This window comes from Virgisporangium aliadipatigenens (assembly GCF_016863615.1).
In the GTDB taxonomy this organism is placed as follows: Bacteria; Actinomycetota; Actinomycetes; order Mycobacteriales; family Micromonosporaceae; genus Virgisporangium; species Virgisporangium aliadipatigenens.
In genome coordinates this window covers 190,637-215,511 of record NZ_BOPF01000009.1, presented here as the reverse complement: position 1 = coordinate 215,511, position 24,875 = coordinate 190,637, and the positions used below count along the sequence as shown (strand labels likewise).

The 24,875-nt window shown below is 71.1% G+C and carries 28 protein-coding genes; 15 read left to right on the top strand and 13 right to left on the bottom strand.

Going from position 1 to position 24,875, the window contains the following annotated elements:
* Positions 1-6: 6 nt before the first annotated feature.
* Together Val02_RS15250 and Val02_RS15245 are read right to left on the bottom strand one after the other, a co-directional pair.
* Complete coding sequence (locus Val02_RS15250; protein ID WP_203899701.1) at positions 7-2,460, bottom strand: ABC transporter permease; 2,454 nt, start codon at positions 2,458-2,460, stop codon at positions 7-9.
* A complete protein-coding gene (locus Val02_RS15245; RefSeq protein ID WP_203899700.1) occupies positions 2,457-3,200 on the bottom strand; it encodes an ABC transporter ATP-binding protein in 744 nt (247 codons plus the stop codon). The genes Val02_RS15250 and Val02_RS15245 overlap by 4 nt, the downstream gene beginning before the upstream one ends.
* 113 nt (positions 3,201-3,313) lie before the next feature.
* Here Val02_RS15245 and Val02_RS15240 point away from each other — a divergent pair, with 113 nt between their 5' ends.
* Together Val02_RS15240 and Val02_RS15235 are read left to right on the top strand one after the other, a co-directional pair.
* Positions 3,314-4,540, top strand: coding sequence for a sensor histidine kinase (locus Val02_RS15240; protein ID WP_203899699.1), 1,227 nt, complete (start codon positions 3,314-3,316; stop codon positions 4,538-4,540).
* A complete protein-coding gene (locus tag Val02_RS15235) occupies positions 4,528-5,178 on the top strand; it encodes a response regulator transcription factor (protein ID WP_203899698.1) in 651 nt (216 codons plus the stop codon). Before Val02_RS15240 ends, Val02_RS15235 begins: the two co-directional genes overlap by 13 nt.
* Here Val02_RS15235 and Val02_RS15230 read toward each other — a convergent pair.
* Together Val02_RS15230 and Val02_RS15225 are read right to left on the bottom strand one after the other, a co-directional pair.
* Positions 5,175-6,401, bottom strand: coding sequence for a hypothetical protein (locus Val02_RS15230; RefSeq protein ID WP_239152937.1), 1,227 nt, complete (start codon positions 6,399-6,401; stop codon positions 5,175-5,177). The two genes, Val02_RS15235 and Val02_RS15230, sit on opposite strands and share 4 nt — an antisense overlap.
* Before the next feature lie 35 nt (positions 6,402-6,436).
* Entirely contained in the window at positions 6,437-7,024 is a 588-nt protein-coding gene (locus tag Val02_RS15225; protein ID WP_203899697.1) for a TetR/AcrR family transcriptional regulator, read from the bottom strand.
* A gap of 94 nt (positions 7,025-7,118) precedes the next feature.
* On the opposite strand from Val02_RS15225, the gene Val02_RS15220 reads away from it, so the two are divergent.
* From Val02_RS15220 to Val02_RS15205, 5 genes are all read left to right on the top strand, one after another.
* Complete coding sequence (locus Val02_RS15220; RefSeq protein ID WP_203899696.1) at positions 7,119-7,871, top strand: SDR family oxidoreductase; 753 nt, start codon at positions 7,119-7,121, stop codon at positions 7,869-7,871.
* Between the two features lie 38 nt (positions 7,872-7,909).
* Positions 7,910-8,812 carry an SDR family oxidoreductase gene (locus tag Val02_RS15215; protein WP_203899695.1) on the top strand — a complete coding sequence of 301 codons (903 nt, stop codon included), beginning with the start codon at positions 7,910-7,912 and terminating at the stop codon, positions 8,810-8,812.
* 142 nt (positions 8,813-8,954) lie between these two features.
* Positions 8,955-9,083: a hypothetical protein gene (locus tag Val02_RS48200; RefSeq protein WP_275415576.1), complete on the top strand. Its 129-nt coding sequence runs from the start codon at positions 8,955-8,957 to the stop codon at positions 9,081-9,083.
* 82 nt (positions 9,084-9,165) lie between these two features.
* Positions 9,166-9,723, top strand: coding sequence for a DUF4937 domain-containing protein (locus tag Val02_RS15210; protein ID WP_203899694.1), 558 nt, complete (start codon positions 9,166-9,168; stop codon positions 9,721-9,723).
* Between the two features lie 47 nt (positions 9,724-9,770).
* Entirely contained in the window at positions 9,771-9,938 is a 168-nt protein-coding gene (locus Val02_RS15205; RefSeq protein WP_203899693.1) for an immunity protein Imm33 domain-containing protein, read from the top strand.
* Between the two features lie 47 nt (positions 9,939-9,985).
* Here the strand turns inward: Val02_RS15205 and Val02_RS15200 are convergent, their stop codons facing one another.
* From Val02_RS15200 to Val02_RS15190, 3 genes are read right to left on the bottom strand one after another with little or no spacing between them, the layout of a single operon-like run.
* A complete protein-coding gene (locus tag Val02_RS15200) occupies positions 9,986-10,957 on the bottom strand; it encodes an ABC-2 membrane transporter-related protein (RefSeq protein WP_203899692.1) in 972 nt (323 codons plus the stop codon).
* A complete protein-coding gene (locus tag Val02_RS15195) occupies positions 10,954-11,853 on the bottom strand; it encodes an ABC transporter ATP-binding protein (RefSeq protein ID WP_203899691.1) in 900 nt (299 codons plus the stop codon). Before Val02_RS15195 ends, Val02_RS15200 begins: the two co-directional genes overlap by 4 nt.
* Complete coding sequence (locus tag Val02_RS15190) at positions 11,850-12,245, bottom strand: GntR family transcriptional regulator (RefSeq protein ID WP_053656509.1); 396 nt, start codon at positions 12,243-12,245, stop codon at positions 11,850-11,852. The genes Val02_RS15195 and Val02_RS15190 overlap by 4 nt, the downstream gene beginning before the upstream one ends.
* 127 nt (positions 12,246-12,372) lie before the next feature.
* Between Val02_RS15190 and Val02_RS15185 the strand changes: the two genes are divergently transcribed.
* On the top strand, positions 12,373-12,888 hold the full coding sequence (locus Val02_RS15185) for a DUF6584 family protein (protein WP_203899690.1): 516 nt from the start codon (positions 12,373-12,375) through the stop codon (positions 12,886-12,888).
* A 73-nt stretch (positions 12,889-12,961) separates the two neighbouring features.
* On the opposite strand, the gene Val02_RS15180 is transcribed toward Val02_RS15185, so the two are convergent.
* Positions 12,962-13,432 (bottom strand): hypothetical protein, encoded by a 471-nt coding sequence (locus Val02_RS15180; RefSeq protein ID WP_203899689.1) that lies wholly within the window; start codon positions 13,430-13,432, stop codon positions 12,962-12,964.
* 115 nt (positions 13,433-13,547) lie between these two features.
* Here Val02_RS15180 and ybiA point away from each other — a divergent pair, with 115 nt between their 5' ends.
* From ybiA to Val02_RS15155, 5 genes are all read left to right on the top strand, one after another.
* A complete protein-coding gene (gene ybiA / locus Val02_RS15175; protein WP_239152936.1) occupies positions 13,548-14,063 on the top strand; it encodes a riboflavin biosynthesis intermediates N-glycosidase in 516 nt (171 codons plus the stop codon).
* Between the two features lie 84 nt (positions 14,064-14,147).
* Positions 14,148-15,050, top strand: a complete 903-nt coding sequence (locus Val02_RS15170; RefSeq protein ID WP_203899688.1) for a sulfotransferase domain-containing protein — start codon at positions 14,148-14,150, stop codon at positions 15,048-15,050.
* Positions 15,051-15,224: 174 nt separating this feature from the next.
* A complete protein-coding gene (locus Val02_RS15165) occupies positions 15,225-16,127 on the top strand; it encodes a GNAT family N-acetyltransferase (RefSeq protein ID WP_203899687.1) in 903 nt (300 codons plus the stop codon).
* Positions 16,128-16,171: 44 nt separating this feature from the next.
* Positions 16,172-16,408, top strand: coding sequence for an NADAR family protein (locus Val02_RS15160; RefSeq protein ID WP_203899686.1), 237 nt, complete (start codon positions 16,172-16,174; stop codon positions 16,406-16,408).
* A 314-nt stretch (positions 16,409-16,722) separates the two neighbouring features.
* Positions 16,723-17,205 carry a hypothetical protein gene (locus Val02_RS15155; protein WP_203899685.1) on the top strand — a complete coding sequence of 161 codons (483 nt, stop codon included), beginning with the start codon at positions 16,723-16,725 and terminating at the stop codon, positions 17,203-17,205.
* Positions 17,206-17,334: 129 nt separating this feature from the next.
* Here Val02_RS15155 and Val02_RS15150 read toward each other — a convergent pair whose 3' ends face one another.
* Both Val02_RS15150 and Val02_RS15145 read right to left on the bottom strand, forming a co-directional pair.
* Positions 17,335-19,422 (bottom strand): WD40 repeat domain-containing protein, encoded by a 2,088-nt coding sequence (locus Val02_RS15150; protein ID WP_203899684.1) that lies wholly within the window; start codon positions 19,420-19,422, stop codon positions 17,335-17,337.
* 158 nt (positions 19,423-19,580) lie between these two features.
* Positions 19,581-20,570 carry an ADP-ribosylglycohydrolase family protein gene (locus Val02_RS15145; RefSeq protein WP_203899683.1) on the bottom strand — a complete coding sequence of 330 codons (990 nt, stop codon included), beginning with the start codon at positions 20,568-20,570 and terminating at the stop codon, positions 19,581-19,583.
* A gap of 69 nt (positions 20,571-20,639) precedes the next feature.
* Between Val02_RS15145 and Val02_RS15140 the strand changes: the two genes are divergently transcribed.
* Positions 20,640-21,827 (top strand): hypothetical protein, encoded by a 1,188-nt coding sequence (locus Val02_RS15140; RefSeq protein ID WP_203899682.1) that lies wholly within the window; start codon positions 20,640-20,642, stop codon positions 21,825-21,827.
* Here the strand turns inward: Val02_RS15140 and Val02_RS15135 are convergent.
* Complete coding sequence (locus tag Val02_RS15135) at positions 21,757-22,404, bottom strand: response regulator (RefSeq protein WP_203899681.1); 648 nt, start codon at positions 22,402-22,404, stop codon at positions 21,757-21,759. The two genes, Val02_RS15140 and Val02_RS15135, sit on opposite strands and share 71 nt — an antisense overlap.
* Positions 22,401-23,951 carry a sensor histidine kinase gene (locus Val02_RS15130; protein ID WP_203899680.1) on the bottom strand — a complete coding sequence of 517 codons (1,551 nt, stop codon included), beginning with the start codon at positions 23,949-23,951 and terminating at the stop codon, positions 22,401-22,403. The genes Val02_RS15135 and Val02_RS15130 overlap by 4 nt, the downstream gene beginning before the upstream one ends.
* A 100-nt stretch (positions 23,952-24,051) precedes the next feature.
* Between Val02_RS15130 and Val02_RS15125 the strand changes: the two genes are divergently transcribed.
* Positions 24,052-24,300, top strand: coding sequence for a hypothetical protein (locus Val02_RS15125; RefSeq protein WP_203899679.1), 249 nt, complete (start codon positions 24,052-24,054; stop codon positions 24,298-24,300).
* Positions 24,301-24,312: 12 nt separating this feature from the next.
* On the opposite strand, the gene Val02_RS15120 is transcribed toward Val02_RS15125, so the two are convergent.
* The gene (locus tag Val02_RS15120; RefSeq protein ID WP_203899678.1) at positions 24,313-24,852 is read right to left on the bottom strand and encodes a cupin domain-containing protein; all 540 of its coding nucleotides are present in this window, start codon (positions 24,850-24,852) and stop codon (positions 24,313-24,315) included.
* Positions 24,853-24,875: the final 23 nt, after the last annotated feature.

The following is a 24,875-nucleotide window of genomic DNA, read 5'->3' as shown; positions in this document are numbered from 1 at the left end:
CGGCGGTCACGGGCGCCGCCCCGGCGGCCGCCAGGCCGGAGCCACCCCCGCGGCGACGGTGATGGCCCCGCAGCAGACGACGACCGCGAGGAGGGGAAGCACCGGCACCCGGGTCGACACGGCGTCGGTCGACCGCCCGAGCGCGGCGTGGATGGCGATCAGCGTCCCGACGGTGACCAGGCCGCCGCACGCGACGCCGACACTCCACACGGTGAGCGCCCCGCGCCACAGCAGCCACCGCACCTGCCCTCTCGTCGCACCGATCCGGCGCAACGTCGCGAGTTCCCGCCGCCGACCCGTGGTGGCGATCAGCTGCGTGTTGGCGATCGAGATGGCGGTGTAGACGAGCGTCGCCCCCAGGACGGTGAGCAACGCCAGCCGGTTGAGCCGGTCGAACTCGGAGTCCAGGGTGGTCAGGTACTGCGCCGTCGGCAGTGCGGTGCCGCCCAGCGCGGTGACCGCGGCGTCGACGGCACGGTGATCGGCCGGCGAGCCGACTGCCAGGTAGATCGCGTCCGGCGTGGGCGTCGTCGAGTGCGCCGCGGCGAGCGACCACGGGAGGAACAGCTCCGGAAGCCCCAACCGGTCGGCGAACACCGCGACCACCCGCAGCTCGGCCACCGCGCCGTCGTTGAGCCACAACCGGGCACGCGCTCCGGGGCGCCAGCCGTGGGCAGCCGCCAGAGCGGCGTTGACGGCGACGGAATCGTCCGTCAGCTCCGCGAACGTTCCCGCCGCCACCGGCAGCCGGATCAGCGTGGCGGCGGCGGGCCCGTCGGTGTACCACGCGCTGACCTCGCGCACCCGGCCCCCGACGGAGTCGAACACCGTGGTGGTCTTGACCGGCATCGCCGCCGCCACGCCGGGCACGGCCCGGGTTCGCTCGACGGCCGAGACGGGCAGCGCGGCGGCACCGGCGGCCGTGACGACCACCGACGCGGTGAGCCGGTGGCGCAGGGCGGCGGCCTCCGTGGCGGAGATCGTGGCCGTCCCGACCAGGGCGCCCCCGGCGAGGCCGATCGTGATGAGCACGGGAACGGCGGTCGAGACGTAGCGCCGCCGCTCGGCCAGCACATCGGCGCGCGCCAGTGCGGCGATCGCGCCGCGGCCGACGGTCAACAGCGTTCCGACCGGGATCGGCAGCGCCGGCAGCAGCATCGCGCCGGCCATGATCAGGAGCAGCACCACCAGGAGCAGGTAGGCGGCGCCCGCCGGACCGGCCATCAGCCGCGCGATCGGCACGACGCCGCCGAGGCAGAACGCCGCGGCGACGCACCGGGTGACGGTCATGGCGGACCGCCCGGTGGACGCCTCGCGAAGCGCGTCGACCGGTGCGGTGCGCGCGGCCCGACGGGCGGCCACCGAGGCGCCGGCCAGCGCGACGACGAGCCCGAGCGCGAACCCGGCGGCGGGCGCCCACCAGACCGGTCGGACGGCGAAGTCGGACGGTGCCATCCCGTGGCGCGCCAACCATGCGGCGAAGACCGGTGCGAGAACCGTGCCGAGCACGGCGCCGGCCACCCCCGCGACGGAGCCGACGAGCGCGGCCTCGGCGACGACGACCGCACGCACCTGGCCGGGAGTGGCTCCGGCCGCACGCAGCAACGCGAACTCGCGGCGCCGCTGGGCGACGGTGAACGCGAACGTGCCCGACACGACGACGGCGGCCACGACACCGGCGACGCCCGCGGTCGTCCCGACCAACGACACCGCGGCGATCTCCAGCCCGGCGTCGGGATCGAGTTCCGCGCCGCGTCGGTCGGACCCGGTCAGCACGCGCAGGGGCGTGGCATCGCCCAGCGCCGCCCGTGCACGCTCGGCGAGCGTGTGCGGATCGGTGCCCGGCCGGGGAAGCAGGACCACGGCCGCGATCCGATCCCGCGCGAGCCGCGCCGCCGTGGCGTCGGTGACGTACAGCGCGGGTGCGGCGGCGCTGTCGACGACGCCGCTGACCGTGAACGGTTCGGGCCCGGACACGGTGGCGACGGTGATCACGTCGCCGGGCCGCCGGTCGCTGGGCGAGGTGACGACCACGTGGTCGTCCCGGGTGGGCGGCGCGCCGTCGCGCATGCGCACGGGATGCAGTGCGCCGGCGGCCCACGGATGCGCCTCGCCGGCCGGCCCGTACCGGGCGTAGCCGGCGCGGTCCACGATCACGGTCGACGCGCCGTCCACAGTGGACAGTGTCGGGACGGTCGCGGCGGGAACGAAGCCGCGTTCGCCCGGTGGCAACGGGGGATCCGTCGCCGAGCGGTGCGGCGTCGAACCGGCGCCGTCCGGGCCGGCCACGACGACCGACGGGGAGATGTACCAGCGCGGTGGTTCATCGGAACCGCGCATCGCGGCCGCCAGCGTCAGGCCCGCCGCGGTGAACAGGGCCACGCCGAGGGCGACCGCCGCCAGCGAGCCGGCGAAGCCGATCCATCGGGCGCGGAACGTGTAGCACGCGAGCGCCGTCATCGCCGCTCCAGTTCGGTCATCCGCTCGGCGATCCGCCGGGGCGTGGGCTGCCCCTGTTCGCCCGCCACCCGGCCGTCGCGCAGGAACACCACCCGATCGGCGTAGGAAGCGGCGACGGGATCGTGGGTCACCATGACGACGGCCCGCTTCCGCTCGTCGACCAGGGCCCGCAGGAGTTCCAGCACCTCGCGGCCGCTCGTCGAGTCCAGTGCGCCGGTCGGCTCGTCGGCGAAGACGACCTGCGGCTCGGTGATCAGGGCGCGCGCGATCGCCACCCGCTGCCGCTGCCCACCGGACAGTTCGGCCGGACGGTGTGTGGCCCGGTCGGCGAGCCCCACGGCGGCCAACGCGTCGCGGACCTCGGCCCGCCTCGGCCTGCGGCGCGCCAGCAGCAGGGGCAGGGCGGCGTTCATCTCCGCGGTCAGCGACGGCAGGAGGTTGAACGACTGAAAGACGAATCCCACCCTGTCGCGGCGCAGCCGGGTCAGGCGTGTCTCGTCGAGATCGCCCAGCCGCACGCCACCGATGAGGACGTCGCCGGAGGTGGGCCGGTCCAGCCCGGCGGCACAGTGCAACAGCGTGCTCTTGCCCGATCCGGACGGCCCCATGACGGCGGTCCAGGTGCCCTCCGCAAGATCGAGCGACACCCCGTCAAGCGCGTGCACCGGTGCGTCCGCGGGGCCGTATGTCCTGGTCAGTTCGCGCAGCCGGACGACCGGCGGCGTCGTGTGTTCGGTCATCCCGTAAACCTGCGCGAGTGCGGCCGGCAGGTCAGTGACGCGGACGTGAGCGGCTGCGGTAGTGCTGGCGTTACCGACATCCACGCCCGCCGTTGGGTAGCGTCTGAGCCGCCATGACAGTCAACCCGTTGCGCCTGCTCGCCTCGTCGTCGCCGTGGCGAGCGATCGGTTATCTGTTGAGCGGCTGGGTCGTGGCCGCCGTGTGGATCGCGGCCGTCCTCGCGTTGCTCGTGGTGCCCGCGTTGGGCCTCGCGGTGCTCTTCGCCGGCATCCCGTTCGGCGCGGTCGAGCGTGCGCGGCTCCGCCTCGTCGAGCCGCGACCGCGGGCCGTCTCCCCGCACGGCGTACCGACCCGCGACGGCGTCTGGAGCTGGCTGGCCACCCGGTTCCGCGAACCGGCGACCTGGCGCGAACTGGGTTACGCCCTGCTGTTCTCCCTCGCGCTCGCCTGGGTGGACGCCACGCTGGGGCTGCTCGCGCTGACCCCGGTCTACGTGATCTGCTATCCGCTCGTCGTCGCGGCGTTTCCCGAGTTCCAGCCCGACGCGCTGTTCGGCCTGGTCCCGACGAGCCGGCCGGGAGTCTTCGCCGCCACGCCCCTCGGGCTCCTGCTCCTGCCGCCGGCGCTGTACCTGATCACGGCGTACGCCTCGGTGCGGGCCCGCCTCACCCGCTTCTTCCTCAGCGATGACGGAACCGGCACCGACCGGCGGGTCAGCGAGCTGTCCCGGTCACGGGAACGGATCCTGGACGCGATGGACGCCCAACGCCGCCGCATCGAACGCGACCTGCACGACGGCGCCCAGCAGCGGCTCACCGGGCTCATCATGTCGCTGGGCGTGGCCCGGCTGCACCTCGCCGACGGCCCGCCGCCGGCGCGTGAGGCGGTCGACCGGGCCTACCGACAGGCCCGCACCGCCCTCGCCGAACTGCGCGAACTCGTGCACGGCATCCATCCGCAGGTACTCACCAACCGGGGCTTGGCGCCGGCCGTCGCCGAACTGGCCGAACGCTGCACCGTTCCGGTGGAGGTGCGGATCGACCTGCCGGACCGGCCTCCCGAGCACGTCGAGGCCGCCGCGTGGTTCATCATCGGGGAGGCCCTGACCAACATCGCCAGGCACAGCGCGGCGACCCGGGCGTGGGTCTCCTGCCGGCGCGTCGGCGCGTTCGTGCGCCTCGAGATCCGCGACGACGGCGTGGGCGGGGCGAGCCCGGACCGGGGCACCGGTCTGGTCGGGCTCAACGACCGGGTGTCCGTCCTACGTGGACGGTTCACAGTGGACAGTCCCACCGGCGGGCCGACGACGCTACGCGCCGAGCTGCCGTGCGCCTCCTGATCGCCGAGGACTCCGCGCTGCTGCGGGAGGGGCTCACACTCATCCTGGTCAACGCCGGCCACGAGGTGACGGCCGTAGCCGACGCCGACGCGCTCCTGGCGGCCGTCGCGGGGCAGCGGCCGGACGCGGTCATCACCGACATCCGCATGCCACCGGCGTTCCGCGACGAGGGCCTGCGTGCGGCACTCCAGCTGCGCCGCGCCCATCCGGGTCTGCCGATCCTGGTGCTCTCGCAGTATCTCGAACACACCTACGCCGCCGAACTGGTCGAACTGGGCGCCGGCGTCGGATACCTCCTCAAGGACCGCGTCGGCGAGATCCCCGAGTTCCTCGCGGCCATCGAACAGGTGGTGGCGGGCGGCACGGTGATCGACCCCGAAGTCGTACGTAGGTTCCTCGCCCAGCGCCGCATGCGCGCACCCATCGAACGACTCACCCAGCGCGAGGGCGAGGTGCTGGCACGCATCGCCGAGGGGCGGTCGAACGCGGCAATCGCCCGCGAGTTCGCGGTCAGCGACGCGGCGGTCGCCAAGCACATCAACAACATCCTGGCCAAACTGGACCTGCCGCCCGACACCGACGGCCACCGTCGGGTGCTCGCCGTCCTGGCCTACCTGCGCCGGGACAGCGGTTCCTAGGAGGGCGGGCCGGCGACGGGGTTGCCCTGGAGGTTGCCGGCGCCGCACGGCCACGGGCCGCTGTCGAGTTCCGCGAGGCCGGTGTCGTGCAGCAGGAGCAGTTCGCGGTCCATCCGGAACGCGACGAGGCCCTGCGGCAGCAAGACGATCCGGCTCATCGCGACCACGTCGTTCGCGGGCAGGTCCAGCAGGGTGCGCTCGACGAGGTCCGGGCCGATCGCGCGGATCCTCCCGTCGCGCCAGAACACGGCGGTACCGTCGGCGTCGAGCGCCGGATGGGTGGTGTAGTAGCCGCCCAGCGGCGGCCCGCCGCGCAGCGATCCGTCCGGCTCCAGGATCCGGAACGCCGAGTTCGACGGCAGGACGTTCTCCGACTCGGGGCCGCTGATCGTGCCGTGCCGGTCGACGAGCCACTGCGCGTGACTCGGCCAGGTCTGCACCGGGTGCCCGTCGCGGCCGTAGAGCGTCGCGGTGAAGGCGCCGTAGCCCTGCATCCCGACCAGGAACGCGCCGGCGCCGGCGATGGCCTTGTATCCGTAGGGGCCGGGCGGCGTGACCGTGACGACCCGCCCGTCCGCGGTGTCGAGGACGGCGCAGATGCCGATGCCGCTGCTCTGATCGGTGATACCGACCAGCGCCCGATCGCCCGACACGAGCAGCGGCTCCGGTCGGCCGGCCGCGATCATGGTCGGCTTCCACGGTCGCATCGGCCGCGTTTCCCAGCCGGTGTGCACGCCCGCCTCGACGACGCCGGGGAACGACAGCCGTTCGACCGGCAGCGGGGTGGACCAGACGGTGCCGCCGCCGCGGTCGTGCCGTGCGGCGCGCGGCGGTCGTTCGGCCGATGTGCGGCGTCCGGGATCGGCCGGCAGCCACGTCACGAGAAACCCGTCCGGCAGCACGACGAACGCGCCGAAGTGCTCGTGCGGCTCGTGCTCGGCGTCGACGGCGTGCAGCACCTCGCCGTCCGCGCTCAGTTCGGTGAAGCGATGGCCGTCCGGGCCGCTGTGCGCGATCCACACCGTTCCCCCGGAAAGAGCGCGTGGGGATCCGGGCCGTCCCTGGTACTCGTGCCGCCACACGGTCCCACCCGCCGGATCCACGGCGGTGAGCACGGCGGTCTGAGCGTCGCGGTCGTACCCGGTGAGGAAGATCGGACCGGTCGGGTCGCCGACCACGACGCCCCGGACCTGTCCCGGCACGGACACCCGCCGCAGTCTCATCGCAGCCTCCCCGCGTATCGATCGCCGTCACGATCCTACGGACGGCGCCCGCGGTGGCCGATCCCGCGGAAGAGGTGGGCGAGCAGCCGGTCGGCGAACGCGGTGTCGAGCGGCTGGTCGGGCAGCAGCAGCCGGTGGTAGCACGCGCCCCACAGTTGGTCCACGACCGCTTCGGTGTCGACGTCCGGGCCCAGTTGGCCGGCGGCCCGTGCCGCCTCCAGGCGCTCGACGGCCAGCCGGCGCCGTGGGCCGGAGTACGACTCCAGGTAGGCCCGCATGAGGACGGGGTCCCGCTGCGCCTCGGAGATGAGTCCCCGTACGACGGGGCCGGCCTTCGTCGTCGTGAGGAGTTCGACGAAGGCGTGCAACTGGGTCCGCAGGTCGCGCTCGAGGTCGCCGGTGTCGGGGAACTCCAGCACCTGTTCGACGGTCGCGAAGTAACCCGCGAGCGCCAGCGCGCCCTTGGACGGCCAGAGCTTGTAGATCGTCACCTTGCTGGCGCCGCTCTCGGCGGCGACCCGTTCGACGGTGAACCGCTGGATGCCCTCGTCGAGCAGCAGCCGGCCGGCCGCCGTCAGCACGTCGCGCCGGACCTCGTTCGTGGGCCGTCGTCCGCGAGCCATGTCACACACTCCCTATTGAACGGTGCGTTCATTTATGGTTATATGAACTCAGCGTACATAACACGGCGATCCCGATCGAGAGCGAGGGCAAGACATGACGATCTCCACTGACACCGGGACGGCTCCGCGCGTCGCGCTCGTCACGGGCGGATCCGGCGGCATCGGCGCCGCTGTCGTCGAGCGCCTGGCCGCCGACGGCTTCGCCGTGGCGGTGCACTACGCGGGCAGTCGCGACAAGGCGGAGGACGTCGCCCGCGCGGCTCGCGACGCCGGTGCCACCGCGCTCGTCGTGGGCGCGGACGTCGCCGACGAGGACGCCGTCGCCACGATGTTCGATGCGGTCGAACGGGAACTCGGCGGCGTCGACGTGCTGGTGCACAGCGCCGGGATCATGCTGCTGTCGCCACTGGCCGAACTCGATCTCGACGACTTCGACCGGATGCACCGCACGAACGTGCGCGGCACCTTCGTGGTCGCGAAGGAGGCGGTGAAGCGGCTGCGCAGCGGCGGCGCGATCATCAACTTCTCCAGCACCGTGGTGAAGCTGGCGCTGCCCACCTACGCGGCGTACGCCGCCACCAAGGGCGCCGTCGACGCGATGACCATGATCCTCGCCAAGGAACTGCGCGGGCGCGACATCACGGTCAACGCCATCGCCCCCGGCCCCACCGCGACCCCGCTGTTCCTCGACGGGAAGCCGCAGGAGGCGATCGACCGGCTGGCCGCCATGCCGCCCCTGGAACGGCTGGGAGTGCCCACCGACATCGCCGACGCCGTGGCGTTCCTGGCCGGCCGGGCCCGCTGGGTCAACGGGCAGGTGCTCTACGTCAACGGCGGCATCGCCTGACATCCGACGACAGCACACGACCGAAGAGAGGTAACGACATGACCACCACCGACAGGACCGTTCTCGTCACCGGCGCGTCGAGCGGCTTCGGCGCCCTCACCGTGCGCGCCCTCGCCGACGCCGGGCACATCGTGTACGCCGGCATGCGCCACGTCGACACCAGGAACCAGCGGGCCGCCGAGGACGCCCGCACCTACGCGACCGAGCACGGCGTGACCCTCCGCCCGGTCGAACTCGACGTGGTCGACCAGCGGTCCATCGACCGTGCGGTCGCCACCGTCCTCGACGAGACCGGCCGGATCGACGTGCTGGTGCACAACGCCGGCCACATGGTGCTCGGGCCCACCGAGGCCTTCACCCCCGAGCAACTGGCCCAGGCCTACGACACCAACGTGCTGTCGACCCAGCGGGTCAACCGCGCGGTGCTGCCCCACATGCGGGCGCGGCGCGACGGCCTGGTCGTGTGGATCGGTTCGTCGAGCACCCGGGGCGGCACCCCGCCGTACCTCGCGCCCTACTTCGCGGCCAAGGCCGGCATGGACTCGCTCGCCGTCAGTTACGCGGCCGAACTGGCCCGGTTCGGCGTGGACACCGCGATCGTGGTGCCCGGTTCCTTCACCGTCGGCACCAACCACTTCGCCAACGCCGGACACGCCGAGGACTCCACCGTGGCCGCGGACTACGAAGCCGAGTACGCCGGCCTGATGGGCCAGATCGGCGAACGGCTTGCCGCCCTCGCACCCGACGACCAGGACCCGGCGGAGGTCGCCAGGGCCGTGGTCGACCTGGTCGCCACGCCCAAGGGGCGCCGGCCGTTCCGCGTGCACGTCGACCCCGCGGACGACGGGGCCGAGGTCGTCAACGCCGTGGGGGACCGGGTCCGGACGGAGTTCTACCGCCGGGTCGGGCTCGAGGACCTGCTCTCGCCCCGCACGAGCTGACGGAACCCCGTACCGGCGGGCCGCTCGGGTCCGCCGGCACGGGGCGGCTTTCGTCTCCCGGTCCGCCGTCAGGTGCGACCGGGTCGTCGTACACTCGCGCGCATCGGGCGGGGCGCGCCCGTGGCAGCGGAGGGCCGCAGGGATGGCTGACGATCCGATTCTGGCCCGTCCGTACCAGGGCAGCACGGCCTTCGGGCTGATCTGCGTAGCGTTCTGTATCGCCCTCCTGCTCTACGCCGTGTGGACCCTGTTCCTGCGGCGCGGTCGCTGAACGGCGAATCCTGCGGATCGGCCGGTGCCGCCGAGGCCCCGATCGCGGCGTGGAGCGGTGCGCCCGGCGCTACGGTCGAGGCGTGTTGATCAAATGGGTGGTCGTGCGGGTCGGTGACCGGGCCGCGTTCCATCGCGGGCAACAGGGGTGGGTCGAGGCCCGCCGCTGTGCGGGGTTCATCGGGCAGTGCGGAGGCTGGAGTCGCCGGTTCGACGGGGTGGCGCACATCGTCGGCGGTTGGGCCGACGAGGCCGGCTATCGGGCGTTCATGGCCGGTGCGCACGACGGGATCGCCGCCGGGCAGGCCGGCACGTACCACGGGACCGAGGTGCGGCTGTTCGAACATCGCCTCGACGTCGGCGCAGGCTTGTTCGCCGCGACCGGTTCCGCCGAACTGCTGAGACTGGCCCACTGCAGGGTCCCGGTGCATCGTCGGGCTGAGTTCGTCGAGGCCCGGAATGCGGCTATGACCGCGGCGCCCGGGATGCTCGGTTGCGCGTTCGCCCAGGACGGCGCGACGGAGTTTCTCGTCCTGAGCCGCTGGCGAACTGTCACCGATCACGACCGGCACGCCGCGGACTGCGGCGACGCGATCGCCCACGACCTGGTCGACCTGGAACCGTCCTGGACCGTGCCGTAACGGCCCGACCCGGTCGGACCGGACGAGATGCTCGCGGTCGGGATGGATTGTCCTGGACGGAGCTGCCGATCAACGGGCTGCGGCATCCCCTCCGGCACCTCGTGCATCAGCGGCCCGAGTTGATGGTCTACCTCGCCCTGCCGGCCGGATGGCGTTTTCTGCTGGCGCCCGGATATGAAGACGTCTGGTCGGACGGCTCGTTGCTCGAGGGCTGATCCGGTGTCCGAGGCGCGGCGGATCGTTCTGGCAACTCGTCAGGGCATCAGATCATCCGGCGCCGTACCCGCCACACCACCACACCGATCAGGATCGCCGCGACGGCGACGAACAGCGCCGCCTCGATGAGCTGGAACGTCCAGAACCGGTCGGCCGGGTGGTAGACCGTGAACTCCTGGATGCCCTTCGTGTGCAGGAATTGGTGGAGGTTGGTGCCGGCCCGGTTGGCGGTGGCCTCCAGCTCGTAGTACTCGGCCCAGCTCAGCCTGCGCCCGGTGGCGTCCGCGTAGCCGTGTTCGATCATCCAGTCGGCGGAACTGGGCACGGGCCCCGCCTGCTCCTCCGGGCCGCCGACGGGGACCGGCTCCATGGCGGTGAGCGGGGTGGCGTACGCCGGACGGGCCAACATCGCCACCGACATCCGGACGGCGAGGAACGCCCCGAACGCGACGCCGAACGCGGGCAGGCTGCGCCGCAGGATCGCCCCGGCGGCGGTGGCGACGCCGAACGCGAACAGCGCGTACGCCACCGGAACAAGTCCCTCCACGTCGAAGGCGTCGTACTGGAACCGCCCCTCCCACGCGTCGAACGGCTGACGGAACCAGGTGAGCACCGCGGTGAACATCCCGGTGAGCGCGACGGTGACACCGGCCAGGGCCGCGAGCTTGGCCGCCAGCCAGCGCATCCGCGGGACGGCCTGCGTCCAGGCGAGCTGCCAGGTGCCGTCCTCCAGTTCGCGCGCGAGCAGCGGCGCACCGAGGAACGCACCGATGACGACGGGAACCAGATAGAAGCCCGCCAGGAGGTTCTCGATGAACCCGTACTCCTCGTCGAGCCGACGGAAGGAGGCCACGCAGGCCTCGTAGACGCCGGTCTCTCCCGCGCAGCGGGCGGCACCGCCGGGGAACAGGGCGTGGGCCTGTTCCCCGAGCACGAGCAGGGCAACGCCGAACATGCCGACAAGCAGACCCAGGACGCAGACCTCGGTCCGGTGCTGACGCCAGATCAACCACGTCATGCCGCCGCCCCCGACGTGGCCGCGGCGCTCGGCTCGAACGGCCGGCGCAGGTACGCCAGCACCAGGTCCTCCAGCGCGATCGGCCGGGCCTGCCACCCGGGCGCGGCCGGGATCGCGCCGTCGCGTACCAGCAGGGTGGTGTGCCGGTCGCTGTGGACGGCCTCCACGACGGTGCCGGCCCGGTCGAGGTCGGTCGTCGTGCGCGGGCCGACGAGCAGCCGGTGCTCGGCGAGGAGGGTGTCGATGTCACCGGTGAGCGTAACCCGGCCGTGGTTGAGCACGACCAGGTGGTCGCAGACGCGCTCCAGTTCGTGCACGACGTGCGAGGAGAACAGGACGGTCACCCCGCCTTCGGCCACCGCGCCCATGAGGACCTGCAGGAACTCGTGCCGGGCCAGCGGGTCGAGGCTGGCCACCGGCTCGTCGAGGACGAGCAGGTCCGGCCGCTTCGCCAGGGCCAGAGCCAACGCGACCTGTGCCTGCTGCCCGCCGGAGAGCGTGCCGGCCCGGCGGTCGAGCGGGATGCCGAGCTTCGCCAGCCGGCGCTCGGCCAGCCCCTGGTCGAACCGCAGGTTGCAGGCCCGGCCGAAGCGGAGCATCTCGGCGACGGTGAAGCGCTTGTACAACGGGTGGTCCTGGGCCAGGAACCCGACCCGGGACAGGGTTTGCGGGGTGCTGGCGGTGACGTCGTGGCCGAGCACCTCCACCGTGCCGGTGCTCGGTGCCAGCAACCCGACGATCAGGCGCAGCAGCGTGGTCTTGCCCGCGCCGTTCGGCCCGACCAGGGCGATCACGCCGCCCGCCGGCAGGGCAAGGGTGCAGTCGCGCAGCGCCCAGCCCTTCCGGTACCGCTTGCCCAGTCCGTCGGTGCGCAGCGCGAACTCGGTCGCTGTCACGCCACGTCCTCATTCCTCGTCTGCTGGTGGACGGAAGTAAAAAGCGCGTTGACCGCCTGCTCGTCGAGGCCGGCCGCGTAGGCGCGGCGCAGCCAGGTCGCCAGGCCGCGGCGCAGCGACGTGTACGTCGACGCCGACATCGCGGCGGACTGCTGTTCATTGACGAACGTGCCCTGGCCGGGCCGGCCGGTGACCAGGTTCTCCTGCTCCATCTGCCGGTACGCCTTGGCGACGGTGTTGGGGTTGATCGCCAGGTCCTCGACCACCTCGCGGATGAGCGGGAGGCGGTCACCGGGTTGCAGGAAGCCCAGCAGCACCGCCTGGCGGACCTGCTGGACGAGTTGCAGATACGGCGGTACCCCGGAGTGGGTGTCGAGCCGGAAGACGAACACGGTATCCCCTTACTGCTTTCCTAGGACCATAGTAAAGGAGTAAATCGGTGGTCAAGAGGGCCTACGCGTTCGCATGAGTCGACTCAGCTCGAAAACGGGTTGGTGGCCGGTCGGTGGGCTGTCGACAATGATCGTCGTGGCGAAGGACCGGGTGCTGGCCAAGGTTGAGGCCGACCTACGGCGCGGCCACTACCACCCGGCGCTGCAGCGCTTGGCGAGCCTCGCCGCCGCCGACCCGGACGACCTCGAGCTTCGTGCCAAACGCGCGGCGGTCTACCGGCAGATCGGCAATCTGGTAGAGGCGGGACGTTGGGGCTTCCTCACGGAGGACGTCACCGACCGCGAACTCTCCGCCTTCGAGAAGGCGCATCCCAGTGCCTGGTCGCGCTTGCTGGTGTTGAGGATCGGAGCGGATCCGACGGAGAAGCTTGGTCCGACAGCGAGCGACCGCTTGGCGCATTTGATCGAACTGGCGAACCAGGAAACGTCTACGCCGGTGGTCTGGACGAAGACGGGCCCCACGACATCGGATCCGGGCTCCTGGGCCGAGGGCCTCGCGTGCCTGCTGGCGGCAGCGGCGGGACTGGCGTTCGTGGCGTTGGCCGTCATCGGCCTGATCACCGTGATCCGGTGGGTGTGGTAGCCGACACCCGATCATGAACTCGTGGCCCGGCAGCGCCGTCGAACATCGCGATCCACTCCCGCAGTGACGTCGCTCAGAAGCTGATGCTGACGACCAGTTCGTAGTCCTCGGCGAACCGCCCGGCCAGGTGCAGTTCCCGGGCCATCGGGCGGTCGATGACATCGGGCTCACTCATCCAGTACAGGGCGTCGAGGCTGGCGACCACGATGTTGCCGCCGCTGTGGCGCCACGTGTCCTGGGTGACCCAGCGGTCCTTGCGGTGGTCGGGCACGAACAGCGACGCTTCGGTGAGCGGACCGAAGATGGCGTAGGAACCGTCCGGAGTGGACAGTGAGCTGATCTCGGCGAGGAGGTCGGGTTCGCTGCGGCTGGTGACGGTCACCGTGCCGTCGTCCTCGCGGACGAACAGGTGGATGTCGTCGTCGTACGGGATCCGGAAGCGGCTGCACAGGTCGGCCGCGGCGAAGCTCGTCCACTTCTCCAGGAACTCGTCCTTTCCGGTCCACTTGCTGCTGGATCGCTCGACCCCCCAGGGAACTCCCACCACTGCTCCTGTCCGTCGGTTGGGTGCGGCCAGCGTAGTTCGGCCATCCGAACCGGGTCGACGACGTACGCGGGCGAGGACGAAACCGGTTGCCATCTCGTCGTTGTGTGGCACCGTGTGGATCCCCGCTCTCTACCGCGAGGCCATGGTGACGATCTACTTCTACGGCGCCGACGAGGTTCCGTACGGCTGTTTCTCCAACTTCTCCGCGCACGATTTCGACCTGGACGGGCACCGGTGGCCGACATCCGAGCACTACTTCCAGGCGCAGAAGTTCGCCGGCACCCGCCACGCCGACGTGATCCGCCGGGCGGCCGGCCCGATGCGCGCCGCTGAACTGGGCCGTGACCGGTCCCGGCCGCTGCGGCGGGACTGGGAGCGGGTCAAGGACGATGTTATGCGTCGGGCCGTCGCGGCCAAGTTCGCCGCACACGCCGACATCCGCGTGATCCTGCTGGACACGGGCGACGCCGAGATCGTGGAGGACACCGGCACCGACCACTACTGGGGACGGGGCCGGACCGGCACCGGTAGGAACATGCTCGGCCGGATCCTGATGCGCACCCGCACTCAGCTCCGCGCCGACCTTGCCCGTAACGACGACATCCGGGGCGGGCGAAAGCATCGGTAGTTCCTGAGCGAGCTCTGCGATAGTCGTAGGGACATTCGCTGCTCGTGGTGGCATCCGTGCACAAGACCCTGGAGGTGAGGAAGGGTGAATCAGGAGGAAAGATATTCGCGTCCCACAACCGTCGAAGAAATGAACGAACGGATGAAGAACTTCGCGACGCCGGAAGGGTGGCAACGGGGTCTCGCCTTCAATCCTGATCCTACGGACGTATTTATCGTCACCCCGCCGAAGTGTGGAACGACGTGGATGCAGCAGATCGTGCACGGCTTGCGGACGCGTGGCTCGATGGATTTCGACGAGATCTGCCGCGTCGTACCGTGGATAAACATGGCACACGACGTGGGTATCGACCTTTACGCGCCGCAGGTTGCCCATCCGCGTGCGTTCAAGACCCATAGCACGTTGGACGAGGCGCCGAAGGGTGGCAGATACATCATCGTCCTACGCGACCCGGGTGATGCGCTCGTCTCGGAGTACCACTTCTTCGAAGGTGTGTTCTTCGAGAAAGGATCGGTCAGCCTCGAGGCGTTCGCGCGGGGATACTTCATTCGCATGCACGATGTCTGGAGGCACATTCTCTCGTTCTGGGGGCGCCGGGAGGACGAGGACGTTCTGCCATTGTGCTATGAGAACATGAAAGCGGACCTGCCGGGCACGATCGAAAGGGTTGCGCACTTTGCCGGCATTCCGCTCGACGATGAGCTGAGGGAGATCGTGCTGAGGCAATCGGATATCGAGTTCATGCGGGAGCACAGGGAGAAGTTTGAGGATCACCTCACCCGCACGGCGCGCGGTGCGGCAATGCGACTTCCGCCGGACGGGCGTCTACACAAGGTGCGGAACGGACGGGTCGGCGAATCCAGAGATCGCGTGCCTGACGAGATCAAGCAGGAGTTCGACAGGATCTGGCTCGAAGAGATCGCACCGGAGACCGGTCTGAGCTCATATGAGGAGCTGCGGAACAAACTGATGACCTTGCGTAGATGATCCACGGTGGGCGATGTTGTCGTCGATTCGCCCTGTTGGTAGGTTCTCTGGACGCCCTCGACGGAATGAAGGAGGTGGGAACCGTGGTCAGGATGACTGTCGTGTGCTCCCACCCCGTTGCGAGGGCGTCGCGGGTCTGAACGGGAGCCATCGCTCCCCGGAAGGACCCCAAACATGACCGATCTGGTGATCCGTCCTCTCGCCGCGGGCGAGGAAGAACTCTTCGAATCCCTGCCCGACCCGGGCCTGGTGGGGTTCGCCGCCTTCGGCGACACCTACCTCGCGATGGCGGCCGCAGGGGAGTACCGCCCGGAGTGGACCTGGGTGGCCCTGCGCAACGGCGTCGTCGTGGCCCGCGCCGCCTGGTGGGCTGGACCGGAAGACGATGCGCCACAAGCTCTGGACTGGTTCGACTTCACCGACCTCGACGCCGCGGTGCGACTACTACGCACCTCGCCGCTACGCGCCCAGTACTCCTTGAAGCTGCCACCGGGCTGGCGCGCGGATCCAGCGGTCCGGGAACAGGCCCGGATCAGAATCGACGCCGCTATGGCCGCGGGCCTGTCTCCGCTCGTCGAGCGCTACCGGTACCGATGGACACCGGAATGCGGAGTGCCACCGCGCCCGGGCCGCCTCGAGTTTCGCCCCGAGCCCGACGACACGGTGATTCTCGACGTCTTCCGTCGCGTTCACCAGGGCAGCCTCGACGCTCACGCACGACGCACCGTCGCCCGGTCCGGGCTGGACGCCGCCGCTCAGGAAGAGCTGGACTACCTGCGCTGGATGCCCAGCCCGCGCGAGTGGTGGCGGCTGGCCTACACACCCACGGGCGAACTCATCGGCCTGAGCGTTCCCTGCCGCAACTACGGCGATCCCCTCATCGGCTACATCGCGGTGGTACCCGAACACCGCGGCAACGGATACGCCTACGACCTCCTCGTCGAAGCCACCCACAAACTGGCCGGCGAAGGCGCGGACCGTATCGTCGCCGGCACCGACCAGACCAACCTTCCGATGGCCGCCACCTTCGCGAAGGCCGGCTACCCCATCGCACAGGAACGCATCGACCTCATTTGACCGCGAGATCGACTCGGCGTACGGCTTCGTCCAATCGGTATCCGTTGCGGCCGGACTGGCCCGACCTGCGCCTGACCGCCATGCACGCGGTGCTGCGGGCCAAGTTCGACCAGCACGCGACGCTGGCCGACGTGCTGGTCGGCACCGGCGACGCGCGCATCGAGTACAACGTCAGCTCGGCCTTCCGGAGCGGGCGCGCCAAGGGTCGCAACTGGGTGGGGCGGCTACTGGAGCTGGTCCGCTCCGAGCTCATCGCGCAGCGAGCCGGCTTCCGCCCGTAGGCCGCCGCCCCGCTCAACCGTGCCGGACCGGCTCGATCATCGGGGTGGCCAGAGGGGCGGGCCTGGGAGCGCCGGAACTCTTCGGCACACCAGGCTGCCGGCGCCGCGCGAGACCGGCCGCAGAGCGTGCGGAGCGCGGACCGTGCCGCGACCCGCACCACGACGGCGGCAACCGCGGTAGGCCGATCACCGTCCACCGGCCTGCCGAACGCGAACGGTTCGGTAGCGGGCCGCACCACGCGGCACCGCACAGCGCGAACACAGGAGGCACGATGCGACCTGACGCCCGATCCCGCACCACCCTCGTCCGCACCATGATTCTGCTGCTCGGGACACTGTTCGCTATCGGGCTCGTCGCGGCTCCGGCCGCGGCGGGTCCGCTACCGGTTCATCGGACGGCGTTGTGCCTGCCGGTCGAGACACCAGAGCTCACCCGGTCGACCGATGTATCTGCCCTGGCCGATGGGATCGCGCCCGCCGCCGACAAGGTCACCTGTCAGCTGGCGGGTAAGCGCGGGCTGAAGGTGACGGCCGAGGTCGTGGCCGGCGGCCTGTGGGTCAACTGCTGGGCGGTCAACGCGACGGACACCGTCGTCGCCACACCCGTCGCTCCGGCGAAGCTCATGGTCATCCCGAAGGTCATCGGCGGGATGACCGTAGCCCTGGACGCCAACGGCGCGGCAACTGTCGAGGCGACCGCGGAAGTGAAGGACCAGGCGGGCGTCACGTCGAAGTACAAGGTGAAGGTGGAACACGCGGCCGGCTCGACGTCGTTCACAATCACCCCGGTCCCCTGACCCCCACATGCTCGCCGGCCGGCGCCGGCCGGCGAGCGGTCCACCGCGGCCAAGCGGGGCCGGTGACATGAATGGCGGGCCTGTTGTCGATACCTCGGCAGTTTCGCGAATGCTGCGGACCTTAGGACATCACCCGTCGCGAAGGTGGTGTGTGAGCCGGCACGCGACCAGCCGGCCCGTGGTGGCGCGGGCGAACACGGTCGGGAGCCCGTCGAGGTGGCCGGTGGCCAGTGCCGCCACCGGTCGGGCGAATGTGGCTAGCGTGGCAAGCGGGCGGGCGGTGCTGGTGTCCCACACGCGCACGGTGCCCCGTTCCGTGCCGGTGACCAGCCGGCCTTTGGTCACGAACGCCGTTGCGGTCACCGCCCCGTCGGCGGGTTCGATCGTCGCTGTCCGGCGGCCGGTCGTGAGGTCGGCCAGTAACACTCTTTCGCCATCGGTCATCGCGAGCCGGTCCGTGGTGGCGGCCAGCCGGCTCGACACGGCGGCGAAATCGGCCAGCCGGGCGCCGTTCGCCAGGTCCCACACCGTCACCGCGCCGCGGGTCGCGCCGGCGAGCACCGGCCTCCCGTCGGCCGTGCCGAACGCCAGTGCCTCTGTCCGCTCGATGCGGCCCGGCCAGTCCAGGCCCACCGTCTGTTCGCCGGTCGATGCGTCCCACACCTGTGGGCTGGAGGTCGACACCCACGACGCGGTCGCCAGCAGCTGCCCGTCGAACGCGAGTGCCCGGGCCGGCGTCTTCTCCGCGATCACCCGCACCACCTCGCCGGTGCGTGGGTCCCACAGGGGGACGCCGGTGCCGTCGCCGCTGCTGGCCACCAGCCACCGGCCGTCGACGACACCTGCGGCCACCGCGAAGCCGCAGTGCCCCAGCGACATGTACCGACCGGACGCGTTCACCAGGTCCGGGCAGTGGTGACCGGGTTGGCCGGGATAGGCATGACAGCGCAGGTGTCCCGTGACGGCACCGCTGGCGGCGGCGCGCACCGCCAGAGTGAACTTGTTGACGCCGGCCACCAGTACCGGCCGGTCCGGGTCGGCGACGTACGCGACCGGCCCGCTGTCGTTGCTGGTGCGCAGGTCGTCGTCGGCGTCCCAGACCAGCACGTCACCGTCCGCACCGGCGGTCGCGAGCACCGTGCGGTCACCGACGGTCCCGAATGCGGCGGCATGCACGTGACCGGCGTGGCCGTGCAGGTCGGCGCCCTGCGCAATGTGGATGTCGGGGCTGACGATCTCGTCACTGCGGTAGCGACGGTCGCGGGTGGTGAGGATCGCGACCCGCCCGGCGGGACCGCCGGCGGACAGCGTGCGGTTGCGGCCCAGTTCCCGGTTGACGACGAGGTCGCCGGTGCGGGCGTCCCACCAGGCTTCGCCTGTCCACCGGTTGGGCTCGTAGTGCTCCATCGACGGCAGGACGGTGGTCGCGCCGATCCTGGTCCCGGCAACCACGAGGGGCGGAACGAGTTCGGCGTCGTCGAGGTCGGGATCGTCGGAAGGGCCGGGCCACGGCAAGGTCGCGGTGACGGCTCCGGTCGTAGGGTCGCGCAGGTGGATCACACGGCCGCCGTCGAAGTCGCTCTCCATCGTGGCGATCAGATCCAGCTCGGGAACCGCGACCAGGCCGACCGGATCGTCGTCGAAGTCGCCGTCGGGCATGTCGTTGTAGAGCTCGATGCTCGTGACGTGCTCGCCCGTGGCCACGTTCCAGCTCTCCACCGTCATGTCGAAGGCGACGAGCACCAGGTCGCGGAGCAGCACCAGGCGGATCGGGTCGCCGCCGGGCATCGGGATGACGCGCAGGGCGGCACCGTTCTGCGGATTCCACAGCCGCAGCGTGCCATCGGTGCCGGCGCTCGCCAGCACCCGGTCGTTCATCGCCAACGCCACCACGGCACCGGTGTGCTCGGTCAGCGTCGACAGCAGGACGCCCGTGCGCCCGTTCCACAGCCTGATCGTCTGGTCGGCACCGCCGCTGGCGACGAGACCCCGACCACCCACCGACACCGCCAGAACGGGGCCCTCGTGCCCGCGCAGCGTCAGGTGGAACGCCGACCGGTTGCCGGCGGCCCACAGCGGCACCCAGCCGACCGACGGCTCCCCGGCCGGCGCCTCCAGCGCCTCCGTGAGCCCCATCGCCTGAAGGATTCCCGCCCGCTCTCCCGCACCCGCTCCCCGCAACAGATGCGCCGCCCGCCGCTCAACCGCCTGATCCACAAGAGCCGATCGTATGGGTCGCAGCAAACTACCTCGCCCGACTGCCGCGCGTGCCCCAGGAGGAAGCCCGACCAACTACCTGGCCGCTGCTATCGCCGCCACGGACGTCCTGTTCCCGGAGCGCGAGAGGCTGCCCGCCGACGGCACGGCGACGGTCGTCAGTCCCACGCTCGGCCGATGCGGGACAGGCGCTCGGTGTACTCGATCTGGTGCTGCCAGTGGGCGGGCCAGGCGTCCATGCCGAGAGACGCCCCCGCGAAGGCGCCGGCCAGGCAGGCGATGGAGTCGGAGTCGCCGGACGTGGTCGCGGCGCGGCCGAGGACGGCGACCGGCTCGTCAGGCGATATCAGATAGCAGTAGAGGGCGGTGGCCAGTGCCTCCTCGGCGACCCATCCGGCGCCGGTCGCCCGGCATGGGTCGCCCTGGTGCTGCCCGGTTGCGAGTGCCCGGTCGACCCGGTCGAGGGCGTCGGCGCACTCGTCCCAGCCGTGTGCCATGAAGGTTTGCGGCCTGGACACGCCGGGCTGGCGCCAGAGTGTGCCGAGCCACTCGTGGTGGTAGGTGGTGCGTTGTTCGGCGCAGCGTTCACGCAGGGCCGCGAGCAGGTCGGCCGGTGCCACGCCGCTGTTCAGGAAGAGGACGGCGTACGCGGTGAGTTCGCTGGCCGCGAGCGCGGTGGGATGACCGTGGGTCAGCGCGGCCTGAAGCTGCGCCGTTGCGGCCCGCTGGTCCTCGCTCAGCCCTGGCATGAGGCCTACCGGAGTGACGCGCATGTTCGCCCCGCATCCCTTGGAACGGGTCTGGGTGGCCTCCAGCCATGGCAGCCCGTCGGCCAAGGCGACACAGGCGTGCAGGCACGTCATCCCGGGGGAACGGGTGTTGTCGGGACTCTTCAGCCATTCGACGAACCGGCGGCGAAGGACCGGCTCCAAGCCGTCCGGGGTGAACGTGTGCGCCTCCAGCAGCGCCTCACCGACCGCCAGCGCCATCTGGGTGTCATCGGTGACCCGGGCCGGATCGCCGGTCAACTCCTGCGGACCCGCCACACCGTGGATGGCAACGATCGAGCCGTAATCCAGAAACTCGGTCGGCCTGCCCAACGAATCCCCATAGGCCAACCCGAACAAGGACCCCGACGCGGCACGCATCCCGCCACCCTAGAAGTTCGTCAACCCCCGACGAGTCGGACCTGACTCATCGAGGTGCATACTTCGGCGGTGCTGCCCGAAGACATTCTGGCCCGGACCGACTGGACGGCTCTGGAGCACGCGTGTGCCGGAATGACGGACGTGCCGAAGACCCCGCAGATCCTTGCGTCGCTGTTGAGCGACGACGCCAGGGTTCAGGCCGATGCCCTCGGAGACCTGTTCGGTGTCGTTCATCATCAGGACACCATCTACAGCGCGACGCCGGCCGCGGTGGAGTTCGTCGCGGCGGTACTCGATCACCCTCGCACCGGCACCCTGGTGCGGCCTGTTTTCGGTTCGTCCGCACCGGCACAGCCGCTGCGGGCCTCGCTGCTCGACTGGTTGACCTCCGTCATGACCGCTGCGGCCGAGTCCGACCGCTGGGGCCCTTCCGGGGGAGAGGCCGAGGTCGCCGCGTGCCGCGCGGCGCGGCCCCGGGCGTACCGGGCTGCGTCCGCCCAGCTCGCCGATCCCGACCCCACGGTGGTCTCCGCAGCGATAGGCACCGTAGCCTGCCTACTCGATGCTCCTGACCTGCAACACCACCGCCCCCAGGTCGCGATACGACTCCACGGCCACGCGCTGTCGGCGTCCGACCGCCGCACGCGGATCATGGCGGTGCTGACGCTTTCCGCTTGGGGATTCGACACCCTCCGGATGCTGCGCGAGGACTCGGACCTCGTGGTCCGCGCTGCCGCCGCCCTGTCCCCGGCACACGCGACCGACCCGAAGGGGACACGTGCCCTCCTCGACCTGGTGGCGTCGCCGGCTGACGCCGCGTGGTGCCAACAGGTCTTTCCGTATTTCGGCCGGATCTTCCCGTTCAAGCTGCTGCCCGCGGTGATCGCCCGGGCGGACCTCGACGAACTGGTGACAGCGCTGGCCGTGATGTTGGCCGACCCGCCGAATGGCACCTGTGCCGGAGGGTGGGGCCCTCAGCTACGCGCAAGGGTGTTTCCCGACGGCAAGCCCGCCGAAGGGATGGCCACCGCCGCCCAGCGGACCCTGCAGGACCTGTTCTCCGAACAGTGCTTCGGCCCCACCGCACGGCCCATCATCTTTGCGACAGACGTGCGCGCGGCATTCAGCGATCTCGTACCACATCGGCATGAGCGCGCAGCCGATCAGGAACCACGGGTGCCCCACCTCAGTCGAGCAGGCCGGCGCGTTGGGCCAGCAGCGCCGCCTGCACCCGGCTCTCGCATCCGAGCTTCGTGAAGACCCGGTACATGTGGGTCTTCACGGTGCCCTCGCTGACGAACAGGCGCGTGCCGATCTCGGCGTTGGACAGCCCCTGACCCAGCAGGACGAGCACCTCCCGCTCGCGGGCGCTCAACGCGGCGACGGCGGCACCGTCCACTGTGGGCGGTGCGGGCAGTCGGGCGAGCACCAGGCGGGTGATCGCGGGGGACAGGAACGCGTCGCCCGCCGCCACCGCCCGCACCGCCGCGGGCAGTTCGTCGGGTGCCGAGTCTTTCAGCAGGAAACCGGCGGCGCCGTCCCCGAGGGCCTCGGCGACGTAGGCGTCCTCCCCGAACGTCGTCAGCACGATGACGGCCGTCGCCGAGGCGAGCCGGCGAATCTCGCGCAGCGCGCCGAGGCCGTCGAGTCCAGGCATCCGGATGTCCAGCAACGCCACGTCCGGCCGGTGTCGCACGGTCAGTTCGACCGCCTGCCTGCCGTCCGCCGCCTCGGCCACCACGTCGATGTCGGGCATCGGCCGCAGGATCAGGCCGATCGCCGAGCGCACCAGCCGGTCGTCGTCGGCGATCAACACCCGGATCGGTCCGGTCATGTTCCGTTGCCCCCGTCCTGGAACGCCTGCTTGTGCACCAGCACGCCGTCGCGGAAGCAGAAGCGGTAGACCAGCGAACCCTCGCGCAACTGTGTCAGCAGCGCCGCCGAGTAGTCGACGCAGGAGGCGCCCTCCGGTACGGGTGATCCGCCCGCCGCGCCGGTCTCCGCCCATGACGCGGGCGGCAGTGCCGCGCGGACCGTCTTCTCGGTGTCGCCCGGGTGCACCGCCTCGAACGTGTCCGGGTCCACCGCGCCCATCCATTCCGGGAACGCGACGCCGACGCCGCACAGCACCGTCACGCTCACGGCGCCGACCGCCGCGGCGGCGAGTCCCAGGAGCGAACGGCGTTTGCCGCGCGCGACGAGTTCGGCGAAGTCACCGCTGTCGCCCGGCGGGGGCTGCGGCGCGGGCTCGTCGGCGGCACCGGTGCGTGAGTCCGGGTACGGCAGCATGGCCGCGAGGCGGTAGCCGCCCTCCGGCGTCGGCCCGTGGTACAGCGAACCGCCGGCCAGCCGAACCCTCTCCGCGAGGCCGAACAGCCCCTGCCCCGACGACTGCGCGGCGCGCTCATCGCCCCGGCCGTTGACGACCTCGGCCGTGAGCGTGCTCGACTCGTAGCGCAGCACCACGCGCACCGCGGCGCCGTGCGCGTGACGCAGGGCGTTCGTCAGGCCCTCCTGGACGACGCGGTACGCCGCGTGCGTGGTCAGCGCCGGCAGCGGCCGGGGCTCGCCGTCCCGGGTCACCCGCACGTCGGCACCGGTCGCGCGTGCGGTGCCGGCGAGGTCGTCGAGGTCGTCGAGCCCGCCCACCGGGCCGGCGCCGTCGTCGTCCTCGCGGAGGATGCCGAGAATCTGCCGCAGTTCGGCCATCGCCGACGTCGACGCCTCGCGCAGCAGTGCCGCGGTCTCGGCACGCTGTTCCTCGTCGGCGGTCGGCAGGGTGCCGGTGTACAGCGAGATGAGCGTGAGCTTGTGACCCAACGAGTCGTGCAGGTCCCGGGCGATGCGGGCACGTTCGCGGATCTGTGCCCGACGGGCGACCTCCGCCTGCCGGCCGTGCAGGTCGACGTTCCGCCGATGCATCGACGCGACCACCGCGCGCCGGCGGCGCACCATGCGCCCGACGATCGCCGGAACGACACCGAAGAGCGCGAACAGCGCGCTCAGCACCACCAGGTCGATCGGCCCCGGTCGCCCCTCCCACAGCCACGCCGCGACGACCCAGCAGAGCCACCCGAACCCGAACGCCGCGCACAGCGGTCGCCACCGCGCCGCGCGGTACCCGGCCGAGGCGCTCAACACCAGCAGCACGAGGCTGTTCTCCCCGCCGGTGCACAGCCCCACCACCGCACCGGCCACGAACACCGCGACGGGATGACGCAGGCGCAGCGGGATCAGCACCAGCGTGGTGAGCCCGACGGCCCAGACGAGGGCCGGCGTGAGATTCCCCGGCGCGGCGGCGGCGACGGTCGCGGCGGAACAGACCAGCATCGCCAGCCCGAGCTCGTACGCGACGTGTGCCGCCCGCGCCGCCCGCCCCACCGCGCACACCTGCCCGTCAACGAAAGTCGTACGTCCGCGACCCCGTGAATCAGTCGTCACGCAGACGCGCGGGCCGGTGCCCGTTCGCAAGGATCTTCACATGAGCACCTTGCAGATCGCACTCATTCTCGGCGGCATCGGAATCATGCTGATGATCGTTTCGGTCGTCCTGCGGCGGCGGCAGAGCGTTCCCGAACCCGTGGACGAGGTCGTCCTGTTGCACGAGGTCACGCAGGAGCTACGTCGGGGCGGGCGGACCGCCGCCGTGCGCCTGTACCGACGGCGCACCGGCGCGGGCCTGTTGGCGGCCGCCCAGGTCGTGGACGGCATCGAGAAAGCCGGCCGCTGAGGCCGGCGGTATTCATTCGCGTACGGCGCCGATCTGCACGTAACACATCAGCGCCGGCTTGTCGTTCTTGTTCTTCCAGGCGTGCCGGGTGCCCTGCTGGATCACGCAGGATCCCGGGGTCAGGGTCTTCTCGGCGCCGTTGTCGAGTTCGAGGCACAGTTCGCCCTCGATGCAGATCGCGTAGTCGATGGTGTCGGTGGTGTGCATCCCGTCGCCGTTCTCCTCGAACGGGTCGAGCAGCCCGGGAAGCTTTTCGGCGACCTCGCTGCGCACGCTGTCCGGATCCAGCACCGGCTCGGGCTCCGCGGAGTACGGGGCCCAGCGCAGGAAGATGACGCGGCTGCCGCCGACGCCGGGAAAGTACGGGCGCACGACGGGAGCCACGTCGGTTCCACCTACCTTCGCGGTCCCGTCCGCGGTGCCCCACATCAGGAAGAAGTCGGCTCCGCGAAGAGCCTGGACACTGACCGACTCCGGGTGGCGGTCCTCGACGAAGACCGCCTCGCCGGCGGAGTTGTGGCCGGTGACGATCAAGCGGGGTTCGATGGGCATGGCCGTTCCTTTCGTTGGTGCGT